Genomic DNA, 12,939 nt, shown 5'->3' with positions numbered 1-12,939 from the left:
CCAGTCCTCTCCCCGACGCTCTCCCCCACTCCACGTCGTCCCCAGCGCAGTGGGGCGACAACGTCACGCAGCCATCACTGCTTCGTGTCGTCCTCGAGTGCGTCCAGGCGCTTCTCCACCCGCTCGAAGCGCTCGTTCGTCGTCTCGGCCAACGAGCCCAACAGCCGGGCCATGCGCCCGACACTCGTCTCCATCCGATGGAAACCGTCCGACACCGTCCGGACGACGCCGACCACGGACTCCATGGTCGTCATCATCAAGCCCATGCTCTCCTGTGTCGCGCCCAGGGACAGCTGCGTCGCGCTCAAGGACACCTGCGTCGCGCGCAGGGCCGCCTGCGTCTCGCTCAAGGCCGCCTGCGTCGCGGTGATGGCCTCCTGCATCGCGCCCATGTTCGCCTGCATCGCGCCCATGTTCGCCTGCATCGCGCCCATGTTCGCCTGCGTCACGGACATGCTCTCGCGCATCTCGCCCATGTTCTTCAGCATGGAGCCCATGCCCGAGGCCAGGATGCGCGTGTGCATCCGCGAGGACTTCATCTCCTCGCGCAGCTCCACCACCTCACCCATCAACTTCACCATCACGTCCCTGCCCGCCGCCCTCGCCATGCGACCTCCCGTGACATCCTGACGGGACCTTACGCGGCGGGTCTGACGTGAGCTGGCGGTGCTCGGACGACGGGTGCGCGTGCTCATGGCGTGGCCTCCCTCACTCCTCGGCGAAGGGCTGGATGGCCTGAGCCACCGCGAGCTCCTGGCGGGCCTCGCTCAACTCGGAGTTCGTCGCGCGCAGCCGATCGCTCAGCACCTGCACGAAGCTCCAGAGCATCTTCACCGCGAGGATGGACTCGCGCTTCATCAGCCCCATCAAATCAGGCCGGGAGATGACCATGGTGCGCGTGGGCTCCGTCGCCCTCACCGTCGCCGAGCGCGGTGCGTTGTCGATGAGCCCCATCTCCCCGAAGTGGCCGCCCGAGCGCAGCTCGGCGATCTCCACCCCGTTCTTCTCGATGGCCACCCGGCCCCGGATGACCACGAACAGCTCCTCGCCCGGCTGCCCCTCCACCACGATTTCACGCCCCGCCGGATACGTGCGCGTGGTCGCGATGGACAGCACCGCCGTCTGCTCCTTGTACGTGAGGTGACGGAACAGCGGAATCTTGCGCAGCGCCTCCATCCGCGACTGCGCCTCGCTCGACTCCTCGCTCGCCAGCGCGGCGCTGTCCCCGGCGATCTTCACCACCACCGCGGTGATGTTGTCCTTGCCGCCCCGCTCGTTCGCGATGTCGATGAGCCGCTTGGGCAAATCCCCCGGCGCCAGCCCCGACACCAGCGGCAATAGCTCCTCGTCCTCGACGTACCCATGCAGGCCGTCCGAGCACAGGACGAACATGTCCCCGGGCACCAGGTCCACGATGAGCGTGTCGACCTGGACGGACTCCTGGATGCCCACCGCGCGCGTAATCACGTTGCGGTACTGCGAGGTGGCCGCCTGCTCCTTGGTGATGGTGCCAGCCTTCAGCTGCGCGGCGACCAGCGTGTGGTCCTCCGTCAGCCGGTGACACTGGCCGTGCCTCACCAGATAGACGCGACTGTCACCCACATGACCGATGACGGCCTTGTTGCCCCCCACCGCGAGGCACACGAACGTCGTCCCCATGCCCCGCTTCGTCGAGTCCGACATCGCCGTGCGGTAGATGTCCGCGCACGCGCGCTGCACGGCCACCTCCACCAGCGCCGCCGCCGCCGAGCGGCTGTCCGCCGTGGGGTTGTTGCCCAGGTCCTTGAGCAGGTGCCGGTTCGCGGTGATGTGCTGCTTGACGACCTCGGTGGCGCGATTGCTGGCGACCTCGCCGGCCGCGTGCCCGCCCATGCCATCGGCGACGACGTACAACCCGAGCGACACGTCCACCAGCATCGCGTCTTCGTTGTGCTGCCGCTTGCGGCCGACGTCGGTCAGTCCGAAGGCTTCTGTGGTCAAGGCCACCGCGAACACTCCCGTGTGTGACTGTAGGCGACTTCGTACGTTACGCAGGCCACTTGAGACGTGGCAAGGCTCAGGGAGCCATCCGTACGGAGAGCATCCGGACAAAACCGCTTGCCGTGTAGAACGCGAGTTCCACCTGTCCAAAGCGCAACCGCGCGCCATCCTCCAGCAGAACGGGCTTGCGCGGGGTGAGCCGGACGCCCCCCATCCACGAGCCGTTCTTGGAGCCGGCGTCCGTCAGCAGGAAGCCCGCCTGGGCCTCGTCCCGGGCGAACCAGGCGTGGAAGCGCGACACGCTGCCGTCATCCAGCACCACGTCGTTGTTGCCCGTGCGCCCCACCGTGATGCCCCGGCCGAAGGCGTTGCTGCGGGCCTTCACCACCGGGAAGACCACCGACTCGCTCGCCCCCAGCGTCGGGGGCCCCGCGTTCGTCACCGTCTTGAGACGGTACTCCTCCTGCTCCACCGGGCTGTCGTCGGCGGGCGAGGGGGAGAAGAGGAGCAGCCCGGGCGGCAGCTGCCGCTCCAGGTCGCCCCGGTTGCGCAGGTACCGCGAGACATGGGCGCTCAGAAGCTCGGGCATAAGGGCGGCGCGGGAAGGGGGAGGTTCCCGCGCACCCCAGTCTACGCGGACTTCAGCGCCAATCCATGAACAACCCGACCATCGGGCCACCCACGAAACCCCGGCCCAGGTAGCGGCGCTTGAGGCCGAAGGGCTCGCCGTAGCCCACGGCGACGCCGGCGGCGACCTTGTCGAACTGGTAGCCAATCTGGATGCGGCCCTCGACGATGCCGGCCACGTTCTTGTCCGGCAGCGGGCCGCCGTCGAACTTGGCGCCATAGAAGACCGGGCCGCCCGTCACCTGGAACCCCCAGTGCGCGGCGTTGGGCAGCTGGTTGCGGTAGCCGAAGCCCACCTGCGCGGTGTGCTCGTAGTAGGCGCCCAGGTTGGTCTCGGGCTTGCCCGCCTTGGGCGTGGGCATGCGCGCCCCCCACCCCAGTCCGCCCTCCACCAGGAAGACGAAGGCGTCCTTGCGGTCCTGGAAGAAGGTCAGCTCCCACTGCACCTTCAGCCGGGGCGTGAGCAGCGCATCGTTGTACGAGGTCCCCAGGAAGGCGCCACGCGGGAGCCAGAAGGGCGTGGGCGAGGTGTGCACGCGACGAGGAGCGCTCGTCATCGTCTGCGCCTGCGCCGTGGAGACCAGACCCAGCGTGAAAACCAGCAAAAAGAGGAGCTTGCGGTGCATAGAATCCATCTTTGCGCCACGGAGCGGAGCGCTTGTCAACGAAGTGTTCGTTTGGCTATGACGCGTTCGTTACCTGCGGATGGGCCCGGAGCCAGGTCGTACCTGGAGCCACCTGCCGTGGGGCACAAGGAGCGGGACACCGCATGCCAGTCGTGACAGTCCGGGCCAGCAGCAAGCAGAGCTCGGGTAGGTTCGACACCCTCGTCCGCAAGGCCACGGAGAAAGCCTCCGACCTGCTCGAGCAGAGTGATCGCGTCCTCGTCGTCTACGAGAAGGGTTGCGCCAGCATCTATTACGAGGGCGACGGCGTGCGTCCCCTCCCCGCGGCGCCCCGCGCGTCCTGAAGGGGCGTCCAGGCTCCGGCCCGACTCCGGGCCGTCGAGCTGGAACGTCGAGCCCGGCGGGTGTGTCCTGAGAGGACCGGTTCAACGGACCTCTCCCCTTCACAAGGAACCCGCGTGCGCTCGCTCCTGGTCGTCCTCGCCCTGACCCTCACCGCCTGCTCCACCCACCGAGCCCACGAGCGCGTCGCGTTCGCCGAGGGCCTGGCGGCCGGAGGTGCGCCGGGGACCGCCGTGCCGCTGGAGAGTCGCTCCATCATCCACCGGGCGTCCCTGACGCTGGAGCGGGACGAGCCCGAGTCGGGGCCGGCGCAGGCCGTCCAGCTCGCGAAGACGCATGGGGGTTACGCCGAGCACGTGACGACCCGTTCCGCGGTGGTGCGCATCCCCGCCGAGCGGTTGGACGGCTTCCTGGCCGCGGTGCCCGCGCTGGGCGAGGTGGAGCGCAAGAGCGTCTCCGCCAGCGACGTGACCGACGTGCACCGGGACTTGAAGGTGCGCCTGGCCAACGTGACGCGCATCCGGGAGCGCTACCTGGAGCTGCTCCAGCGCGCCGTCAGCGTCGAGGACACGCTCAAGGTGGAGAAGGAGCTGGAGCGAATCACGGTGGAGTACGAGACGCTCAAGGCGCGCCTGGAGGGGCTCGAGGGCGAGGTCGCCCTGTCCACCGTGAACCTCGACTTCGAGCGCCCCGTGCGCCCCGGCCCCGTGGGCTGGGTGTTCTACGGCCTGGGGAAGGCCGTGAAGTGGCTGTTCGTCTGGGACTGACGAGGCGTCACTCCTCGCCCAGCTTCCGGTAGAGCGTGCGGCGGTTGATGCCGAGGATGCGCGCGGCGGCGGCCTTGTTGCCGTTCTGCGCGTCCACGATTCGCCGCACGTAGGCCCGCTCGACGTCCTCCAGGGGCAGCTCCTCGCCGCTGGCCCGGGTGAACAGCGCCTGCATCCCGCCGTTGTCACCCGGCAGGTCGAAGTCCTCGGGCACGAGCGTGTCGTGGTCCGCCAGCGCCACCGCGCGCTCGAGCAGGTTCGCCAGCTCCCGGACGTTGCCCGGCCACGCGTGCGCCACCAGCCTGCGCATCGCCGCCGCGGACACCCCGAGCACCTCGCGCGATTGCGCGCCTCCCAGCCGCCCCAGGAAGAAGTCCACCAGCGGGACGATGTCCTCGCGCCGCTCGCGCAGCGGGGGCACCTCCAGGCGGATGACGTTGAGCCGGTAGTACAGGTCGGGCCGGAACCGCCCGTCGCGCAGCAGCTCCTCGAGCGGCCGGTTCGTCGCGGCCACCACCCGCGCGCGCACCGTCACCTCCGCGCTGGCGCCCAGCGGCCTCACCTTCCCCGTCTCCAGCGCCTGGAGGAGCTTGGCCTGCACCTCCAGCGACAGCTCCCCCACCTCGTCCAGGAACAGCGTCCCCGCGCCCACGGCCACGAAGACACCCGCGCGGTCCTCACGCGCGTCCGTGAACGCACCACGCCTGGCGCCGAACAGCTCGCTCTCCGCGAGCCCCGGTGGCAGCGCCGCGCAGTTGAGCTGGAGGAAGGGCTCCGCGCGCCGGGCACTGGACTCGTGCACCAGCCGCGCGAGCGCGCTCTTGCCCGTCCCCGTCTCCCCCGTGAGCAACACCGTCGAGTCCGTGCGCGCGGCCCGTCGCGCCATCTCCAGCACCTTGCGCATCGCGGGGCTGCGCGCCACCAGTCCCCCCGGCGCGTCCGTGGGCACCGCCGCGCGCAGCCGCACAATCTCCCTGCGCAGCTGACGCTCGCGGAACGCGCGGTCGATGGAGAGCACCAGCGCGTCGATGTTGAAGGGCTTCGTCACGAAGTCGCAGGCCCCCGCCTTCACCGCCGCCACCGCGAGCTCGATGCTCCCGAACGCCGTGATGAGCAGCACGAGCTGCCCCGGCCTCCGCGCGAGCACCGCCTCCAGGAACTCCGTCCCCCGCATCCGAGGCATCTCCACGTCGGAGATGACCAGGTCGAACGCCTCCTCCGCGCAGCGAGACAGGGCCTCCTCGGGGGACGTCATCCCCACCGTCACGTAGCCGCGCTCCGTGAGGCTCTCGCAGAGGAAGTCCACCACCGCCGCGTCGTCATCCAGGACGAGGATCCGCTGTCCACGCGCGCTCATTCTGCCTCCTCCTTCATGTCCTCGTCCTCGGCCGCTGGGAGCTGGACGAGGAACCGGCTGCCCTCGCCCGCTCGGGACGTCACCGAGACGGCGCCTGCGTGGTCCGCGACGATGGACTTCACCACCACGAGCCCCAACCCCGTGCCGCCCAGCTCCGTCCAGGTGCTGAAGAAGGGCTCGAAGATTCGCGCCTGTTGCTCCTCCTCGATGCCCACGCCCGTGTCCTCGACGCACAGGCAGACCCCTCGGCGCTCGGACAGCCCGGGAGCGCTCCGGAAGACGGACGGCGCCAGCGTCACCCGCACGCGACCTCCGCGAGGCGTGGCGCGCAGCGCGTTGGTGAGCAGGTTGAGCGCCACCTGCTGCACGCCGTCCCCATCCGCGAGGACGCGGGGCAGCGGGGCCTCCACCTGGAACTCCAGCGTCACGTCCCGCTTGCGAGCGTCGTGCTCGAGCAGCTCCACCACGGCGCGCACGGGCTGGTGGACATCGAGCACCTCCCGACGCGGAGGCTTGCGGCGCGTGAGGTCCAGGAGCTGTCGCACCGTCCGGGTGATGCGCTCGCACTGCTCCACCAGGATGCCCGCGTTGCGGCGCACGTCGTCGGGCAGCTCCGTCCTCGACGCGAGCGCCTGCGCCCGCCCACCGAGGATGAGCAGCGGCGAGCCAATCTCATGCGCCAGTCCCGCCGACAGCTGTCCGAGCGTGACGAGCTTGTCCACGCGGCGAAGCCCCGCCTCCATCGAGATGCGCGCCTCCGTCTCGACGTTGAGCCGGCCCCGCGCCTCGCCCAGCTCCTTCACCATCGCGTTGAAGGCATGCGCCATCTCCCCCACCTCGTCCTCGCGCTCCACCACCACCGTGGCGGAGAAGTCACCGCCGCGCACCGCGCGCATCGCCCGCACCACGCGCTCCAGCGGACGCTGGAGGTGGAGCCACAAGAGCAGCCACCCCACCACCGAGATGCCCGCGATGAGCGTGAGCACGGACAGCAGCGTCGACCGACGCGTGCGCTCCAAATCCATGCGCAGCCCATCCAGCGGATTGACCACCGCGAGCGCCCCCACCGTCCCGCCCTCGTCGCTGCGCAGCGGCACCACCACGGACAGGTGGGACAGGCCCTCCGGCCCCTCGAAGCGCGACGTCACGCCGTGCGCCTCCATCACCCGGAGCGCCTCCGCCTCGACGAGCGGCAACGTGCGCGAGCTCCCCAACGAGCGGGCGACCAGCCCCTTCTTCGCATCGAACACGAAGACGTCGACCGTGGGGTCCTTCACCTCCAACGACTCCAGCATCTCCCGCACGTCCGCGCCCTGCCCGTCCCGCAGCGCGTTCTCCATGGCCACCTGGAGCGCCGTGGCCAACAGCCGGGAGGACTCCTCCGTCGCCGTGCGCAGCTCGTGCTCCTCCCGCTGGAGCTGTCGGTAGCCGTAGGACCCCAGGATGAGGGCGCTGGTCAGCGTCAGCCAGAGCCCCAGTTTGGTGGCGATGCGCACGCCGCCCACTGTGGCGAAAGTGCACAGGTGATTCAATTCGCCTCGCTCCTACCTGCCCGCTGGGCGAGTTCACTCCCTGTGATTTCAATGAGTTGAGTACGCGACACGCTGGACCAGGACTTGCCCTGGTGCCCCGCCATGAAAAGGACCGTGCTCCTGGGCCTGCTGGCCCTCTCCTCCGCCTGCTCCAGCGCCGCCGCGACCACCGCCACCCCGGAGCGGCCTCCTCCCAAGACGCTGAAGGAGGGGGTGGTGCAGTTGGCCGAGGCCTCCCAGGCCTTCGTCACCGTCACCCCCGTCCAGCCCGATGCCGGCGGGGCGAGGCTCCAGGCGCCCGCGCGCGTGGCGTTCCGGGACGGGGCCGTGTCCCGGCTCGGCGCGTCGCTGGCCGGCCGCGTGGTGGGCGTGCACGTGCGCACCGGCGACGTGGTGAAGCCCGGGGACCCGCTGGTGACGCTCGACTGCCCGGAGGCCGCGGCGGCGCGCACGGCGGTGGCCACGGCGGCGGCGGCGCTGCGCGAGGCGGAGTCCGGCTTCGAGCGTGAGCGGCGCATGTTCGACCAGGGCGTGAGCACGGAGCGCGAGCGGCTGTCCGCGGAGACGCGCCTGGCCGAGGCCCGCGCGGAGCTGGCGCGCGCCCAGGCCTCCGTGGGCTTCGTGGGCGCGGGGAGCGGCACCACTGTCGTCCTGCGCGCGCCGCTGGCCGGCACGGTGCTCGCGCGCACCGCGACGGAGGGTGTCTCCGTGCAGCCCGGAGGCGAGCCGCTGGTGGAGGTGGGCGACGCCTCCGCGCTCTGGGTGGTGGCGGAGGTGTTCGAGCGGGATTTGCCGCAGGTGCGCGAGGGCACGCGGGCGAGCGTCACCCTGCCCTCGCTGCACGAGCCGCTCACGGGCCAGGTCGTCTCGGTGGGCGCGGTGGTCACCAGCGGCTCGCGCACGGCGCCGGTGCGCATCGCGCTGGACAGCCCGGCCAAGGGGCTGCGTCCAGGAATGTTCGGCCGCGCGCGCATCGACGCGGCCGAGGCCAGCCTGACGCCCCGGTGGAGGCGGTGCTGCTGCGCAACGGGAAGGACTCCGTGGTGTACGTGCGGCAGGACGCTCGCACCTTCGTGCGCCGGCCCGTCGTCGTCGCCACGCCCGTGGATGGGCGCGTGCAGGTCATCGCCGGGCTGTCCGCGGGTGAGCCTGTCGTCACCCGAGGCGCGCTGCTGCTCGACGGCGCCGCGGACCAGCTGCTCTAGCGGAGACCCCACCCCATGCTGCAACGACTCATCGAATTCTGCGTCCGCAGCCGCCTGCCCGTGTTGCTGCTGACCCTGGGCATCGGCCTGTTCGGCGTGAAGGCCTACCTGGACACGCCCGTCGAGGCGTTCCCCGACGTCACCAACCTCCAGGTCAACGTCATCGCGCAGATGCCGGGGCTCGCCCCCGAGGAGATCGAGCGCCAGGTGACGGTGCCGCTGGAGCGCGTGCTCAACGGCACCCCGGGCATGCTCCAGATGCGCAGCGAGAGCCTCTTCGGACTGTCGCTCATCTTCCTCACCTTCGACGACGGCGTGGACCCGTTCAAGGCGCGCACCATCGTCGGTGAGCGCCTGTCCAACGCGGACCTCGCCGACGAGGCCGACGTGCGGCTCGCGCCGGAGGCCACGCCCCTGGGCAAGGTGTACCAGTTCCGCGTCCTGAGCGACCGGCACACCCTCACCGAGACACGCTCGGAGATGGAGTGGAGCATCGCGCGGCACCTGCGCCAGGTGCCGGGTGTCGCCGACGTGCTCAGCCTGGGCGGCTTCCTCAAGGAGTTCCACGTCCAGGTGGACCCGTCGCGGCTGCTCGCGCACGAGCTGACGCTGGCGGACGTCACCGAGGCCCTGGAGCGCTCCAACCGCAACGTGGGCGGAGGCTTCCTGCGTCAGGGCGACCAGGAGCTGCTCATCCGCGGCGTGGGCTACCTCAAGGGCGCCAAGGACGTGCAGGACATCGTGCTCAAGAGCGAGGACGGCACGCCGGTGACGGTGGGCGACGTCGCGCGCGTGGTGGCCTCCCACACGCCGCGCCGGGGCACGGTGAGCCACGACCTGGACATGGACGTCACCGAGGGCGTCGTCCTGCTGCGCCGGGGTGAGAACCCGAGCACGGTGCTGGAGGGCGTGCACGCCAAGGTGAAGGAGCTCAACGGGCAGGTACTGCCCAAGGGCATGCGCATCGAGCCGTTCTATGACCGCAACGTGCTCGTGGGCCAGACGCTGTCCACGGTGCACCACAACCTGCTGCACGGCGCGCTGCTGGTGGTCGCGGTGGCGTGGCTGTTCCTGCGCAGCATGCGCTGCTCGCTCATCGTCGCGTCCGTCATCCCGCTGGCGCTGCTCACGGCCTTCATCGGCCTGCGCATGGTGGGGCTGCCCGCGAACCTCATCTCCATGGGCGCCATCGACTTCGGCATCCTCGTGGACGGCGCGGTGGTGCTGGTGGAGAACGTGCTGCACGAAGCGGGCGTGAAGCGGCCCCGGAAGCGGCGCGAGATGCTGGGCCTCATCATCCACTCGGCGCTCGACGTGGCCCGGCCCACCTTCTTCGCCATGGCCATCATCATCGCGGCCCTCATCCCCGTCTTCACCCTGGAGCGCGTGGAGGGCCGCATCTTCCGGCCTCTCTCCCTGACGTACAGCTTCGCGCTCGTGGGGGCGCTCGTCTTCGCGCTCACGGTGGTGCCCGCGCTGTGCGCCCTGCTCTTGAGGCCCAAGGACGCCGAGGTGAAGGAGCCCCGGCTGCTCGTCACCCTGCGCGAGTCCTATGCGCGCGCGGTGACCTGGCTGATGCCGCGCCGGACCCTCGTGTTCGGTTCCATGGCGGCGCTGGTGGTGCTCACTGGAGTCGTGGGCTCGCGCGTGGGCAGCGAGTTCCTGCCCGAGCTGGACGAGGGCGACATCAACGTCTTCGTGGAGATGCCCGCGAGCATCTCCCTGGCCAAGGGCGCGGACATCCTCCTGGAGGTGAGGAAGCGCCTGCTGGACTTCCCCGAGGTGAAGGAGGTGCTCGTCGAGCAGGGGCGCCCGGAGGACGGCACCGACAACGAGTCCGTCAACATGGGGAAGACCTTCGTGCGCTTCACGCCGTCGGAGACGTGGCGGGAGGGCTGGGACAAGGAGCGGCTGGTGCGCGAGATGCGCGCGTCGCTGCTGGAGATTCCGGGCGTGAGCTTCAACTTCTCGCAGCCCATCAAGGACAGCGTGGAGGAGGCCATCAGCGGCGTGCGCGGGAAGGTGGTGCTCAAGGTCTTCGGCACGGACCTGGAGGCCATGCGCGGCACCCTGGAGCGCGCCGTCACGGCGCTGCAGGACGTGGAGGGCGTGGTGGACCTGGGGCTCTACCGCGACTCGAGCGTGCCGCAGCTCCAGGTGGTGCTGGACCGGCAGGCGCTCGCCCGCGCGGGCGTGGACGTGTCCACGGCGCAGGACCTGGTCGAGACGGCGCTGGGCGGCAAGGTGGTGACGGAGCTGTGGGAGCAGGAGCGGCCCGTGCCCGTGCGCGTGCTGTTGCCCGGCACCGAGAAGGAAGACGAGTCGCGCATCGGCGACATCCTCGTGCCCACCGCGGGCGGAGGACACGTCCCGCTGCGCGAGGTGGCGCGGCTGGAGAAGGCGCTGGGCCGCGCGAGCATCAACCGCGAGGCGAACAGCCGCACGCTGGCGCTGAAGTTCAACGTGGAGGGACGTGACATGGGCTCCACGATTCAGGAGGCCATGGCCACGGTGGAGCGCGAGGTGACGATTCCCGAGGGCATGTTCCTCAAGTGGGGCGGCGAGTTCGAGAACCAGGAGCGCGCGCTCGGACGACTGGCGGTCATCGTGCCACTGTCGTTCCTGGTGGTGTTCGCGCTCTTGTACGCGGCGCTGGGCTCCATGCGCAGCGCGGGCGCGGTGCTCGCCGGCGCGCCGTTCGCGATGTGCGGCGGCGTGCTGGCGCTGGCCCTCACGGGGATTCCGCTGTCCGTCAGCGCGGCAGTGGGGTTCATCACCTTGCTGGGACAGGTGTGCCTCGCGTCGTTGCTGGTGGTGAGCGCGGTGGATGACCGGCGCAAGCTGGGCGAGGCGCTGGAGACAGCCCTCCCGCGCGGCGCGGCGAGCCGGTTCCGCGCGGTGCTGATGACGGCGCTGCTCGCGATGCTGGGGTTGATGCCGGCGGCGCTCTCCAGCGGCGCGGGGAGTGAGACGCAGCGCCCGTTCGCCATCGTCATCATCGGCGGACTGGTGACGGCGGTGCTGGTGTCGCTGTTCGCGCTGCCCGCGTTCTACTCGGTCATCGTGGGGAACCGGAGCCCCACGGCCTCCTCGGAGGAGGACGAGGACGCCGGGGACTCGGGCGTGACGCACGTGGTGCCGGGCGCGGGCCATGAAGCGGGCAAGGCCGAGGGGGTGGCGGCATGAAGCGCCTCGTGTCGATGTGGGGATTGTGCTGGGCGCTGACGTCGGTGGGGGCTCGCGCGGAGGAGTCGGCCGCCGTGCCCCCCGAGGTCATCACCCTGCCCCAGGCCCTGGAGTTGTTGTCCAAGGACAGTCCGTGGATGGCGGCGGAGCAGGCCCGGGTGGGCGTGGCGGAGACGGAGCGCATCGCCGCGGGCATCCTGCCCAATCCGTCGTTCAACTATGGCGGACAGCGGCTGTTGCACGGGGCCAACACGGGCTCGTCGATGTCGCATCAGTTCACGGTGGAGCAGCCGTTGCTGCTCTTCGGGCAGCGCGGCGTCCGACGAGAGCTCGCCGAGCGGAGCGTGGCCGCGGAGAAGGCGCGGGTGACGGCGTCGCTCGCGGAGCGGGAGCTGTCGGTGCGCGAGGCCTTCGCGTCCCTGCTGTCGAGCCAGGAGGCGCTGCGGTTGCTGGAGGAGACCTCCGTGGACCTGGGGCGTGTGGAGAAGGTGGTGAAGGGGCGAGCGGCCGCGGGTGACTCCAGCCGGTACGACGTGGAGCGCATCGAGGTGGAGGGACGCACGCTGGAGGTCGAGGTCCTCAACGCGAAGGCCAGCGTCGACGATGCCGCGGGGCGGCTGGCGGCGCTGCTCGGTCGACCGGGCTGGAGCCCTCGTGCCTCGGGGACGCTGGGGGCGACGGGCCCCCTTCCGGAGCTGGGCCGACTGTGGGAGGCGAGCGTGCGGCAGCGGCCGTCGTTGGTGGCGGCGCGGCAGCGGCAGTCGGTGGCGCAGGGCGGGCTCGCGGTGGCGAAGCGGGAACGGATGCCGGTGCCCTCGCTCGAGGCGGGCGCGGTGGTGACGCGGCGGGAGGACAGCACCATCGGGTATCTGGGGCTGTCGCTGCCGATGCCACTGTTCGACCGGAACCAGGGGGCGATTGCTCGCGCTTCGGCGGAGGTGGACGCGGAGACCCGGGCGCTGGACGCGGAGGTCGCCGAGGCCCGGGCGGAGCTCACCCGCGCGCACGCAGTGCTGGCGGGCAGGCACCGCGCATTGGCCACGCTGGAGCGGGACGTGGTGGAGCGCCTGCCCACGCTGCGGCGCATGGCGGAGGACGCGTACCGGGAAGGACGCGGGAGCATCCTGGAGCTGCTCGACGCGTTCCGCTCGCTGAAGGACCTGCGGCTGCAACACCTGGAGCAGCGTGAGGCGGTGCAGCAGGCGGAGGCGGCCGTGCTCTTCGCCTCAGGACTGGAGACGCTCACCCAGGTGCCTTGAGAGGAGCCGTGCCCGCGAGCGCTCCTCCTCGCGGGCACGGCATGTCTCAATTCCTGTC

General features: G+C 70.7%; 11 protein-coding genes. 5 read left to right on the top strand and 6 right to left on the bottom strand.

The window, feature by feature from the left end; genetic code table 11:
* Positions 1-74 precede the first annotated feature (74 nt).
* From OWM54_RS37740 to OWM54_RS37725, 4 genes are all read right to left on the bottom strand, one after another.
* A complete protein-coding gene (locus tag OWM54_RS37740) occupies positions 75-608 on the bottom strand; it encodes a hypothetical protein (RefSeq protein ID WP_267700517.1) in 534 nt (177 codons plus the stop codon).
* A 100-nt stretch (positions 609-708) separates the two neighbouring features.
* Positions 709-1,995: a Stp1/IreP family PP2C-type Ser/Thr phosphatase gene (locus OWM54_RS37735; protein WP_141326419.1), complete on the bottom strand. Its 1,287-nt coding sequence runs from the start codon at positions 1,993-1,995 to the stop codon at positions 709-711.
* Positions 1,996-2,056: 61 nt separating this feature from the next.
* Entirely contained in the window at positions 2,057-2,569 is a 513-nt protein-coding gene (locus tag OWM54_RS37730) for an FHA domain-containing protein (protein WP_141326421.1), read from the bottom strand.
* 52 nt (positions 2,570-2,621) lie between these two features.
* Positions 2,622-3,233: a hypothetical protein gene (locus OWM54_RS37725; protein ID WP_223785542.1), complete on the bottom strand. Its 612-nt coding sequence runs from the start codon at positions 3,231-3,233 to the stop codon at positions 2,622-2,624.
* 143 nt (positions 3,234-3,376) lie between these two features.
* On the opposite strand from OWM54_RS37725, the gene OWM54_RS37720 reads away from it, so the two are divergent.
* Together OWM54_RS37720 and OWM54_RS37715 are read left to right on the top strand one after the other, a co-directional pair.
* Positions 3,377-3,577, top strand: coding sequence for a hypothetical protein (locus tag OWM54_RS37720; protein WP_223747511.1), 201 nt, complete (start codon positions 3,377-3,379; stop codon positions 3,575-3,577).
* 114 nt (positions 3,578-3,691) lie between these two features.
* A complete protein-coding gene (locus tag OWM54_RS37715) occupies positions 3,692-4,342 on the top strand; it encodes a DUF4349 domain-containing protein (protein ID WP_194869249.1) in 651 nt (216 codons plus the stop codon).
* A gap of 7 nt (positions 4,343-4,349) precedes the next feature.
* Here the strand turns inward: OWM54_RS37715 and OWM54_RS37710 are convergent, their stop codons facing one another.
* Both OWM54_RS37710 and OWM54_RS37705 read right to left on the bottom strand, forming a co-directional pair.
* On the bottom strand, positions 4,350-5,699 hold the full coding sequence (locus OWM54_RS37710) for a sigma-54-dependent transcriptional regulator (protein ID WP_267700516.1): 1,350 nt from the start codon (positions 5,697-5,699) through the stop codon (positions 4,350-4,352).
* Positions 5,696-7,195 carry a sensor histidine kinase gene (locus OWM54_RS37705; RefSeq protein WP_267700515.1) on the bottom strand — a complete coding sequence of 500 codons (1,500 nt, stop codon included), beginning with the start codon at positions 7,193-7,195 and terminating at the stop codon, positions 5,696-5,698. Before OWM54_RS37705 ends, OWM54_RS37710 begins: the two co-directional genes overlap by 4 nt.
* A 138-nt stretch (positions 7,196-7,333) precedes the next feature.
* Here OWM54_RS37705 and OWM54_RS37700 point away from each other — a divergent pair, with 138 nt between their 5' ends.
* From OWM54_RS37700 to OWM54_RS37690, 3 genes are read left to right on the top strand one after another with little or no spacing between them, the layout of a single operon-like run.
* Entirely contained in the window at positions 7,334-8,509 is a 1,176-nt protein-coding gene (locus OWM54_RS37700) for an efflux RND transporter periplasmic adaptor subunit (protein WP_267700514.1), read from the top strand.
* Complete coding sequence (locus tag OWM54_RS37695) at positions 8,452-11,622, top strand: efflux RND transporter permease subunit (RefSeq protein WP_267700513.1); 3,171 nt, start codon at positions 8,452-8,454, stop codon at positions 11,620-11,622. The genes OWM54_RS37700 and OWM54_RS37695 overlap by 58 nt, the downstream gene beginning before the upstream one ends.
* The gene (locus OWM54_RS37690) at positions 11,619-12,881 is read left to right on the top strand and encodes a TolC family protein (protein ID WP_267700512.1); all 1,263 of its coding nucleotides are present in this window, start codon (positions 11,619-11,621) and stop codon (positions 12,879-12,881) included. Before OWM54_RS37695 ends, OWM54_RS37690 begins: the two co-directional genes overlap by 4 nt.
* Positions 12,882-12,939: the final 58 nt, after the last annotated feature.

This window comes from Myxococcus sp. MISCRS1 (assembly GCF_026626605.1).
GTDB lineage: Bacteria > Myxococcota > Myxococcia > Myxococcales > Myxococcaceae > Myxococcus > Myxococcus fulvus.
The sequence above is the reverse complement of the archived record's forward strand: the minus strand, read 5'-3'. Positions and strand labels throughout refer to the sequence as shown.

Coding starts and splice junctions, on each gene's coding strand:
- OWM54_RS37730 (WP_141326421.1), bottom strand. CDS start 2,569: ATGCCCGAGCTTCTGAGCGCCCATGTCTCGCGGTACCTGCGCAACCGG.
- OWM54_RS37690 (WP_267700512.1), top strand. CDS start 11,619: ATGAAGCGCCTCGTGTCGATGTGGGGATTGTGCTGGGCGCTGACGTCG.
- OWM54_RS37740 (WP_267700517.1), bottom strand. CDS start 608: ATGGCGAGGGCGGCGGGCAGGGACGTGATGGTGAAGTTGATGGGTGAG.
- OWM54_RS37720 (WP_223747511.1), top strand. CDS start 3,377: ATGCCAGTCGTGACAGTCCGGGCCAGCAGCAAGCAGAGCTCGGGTAGG.
- OWM54_RS37695 (WP_267700513.1), top strand. CDS start 8,452: ATGCTGCAACGACTCATCGAATTCTGCGTCCGCAGCCGCCTGCCCGTG.
- OWM54_RS37725 (WP_223785542.1), bottom strand. CDS start 3,233: ATGCACCGCAAGCTCCTCTTTTTGCTGGTTTTCACGCTGGGTCTGGTC.
- OWM54_RS37700 (WP_267700514.1), top strand. CDS start 7,334: ATGAAAAGGACCGTGCTCCTGGGCCTGCTGGCCCTCTCCTCCGCCTGC.
- OWM54_RS37710 (WP_267700516.1), bottom strand. CDS start 5,699: ATGAGCGCGCGTGGACAGCGGATCCTCGTCCTGGATGACGACGCGGCG.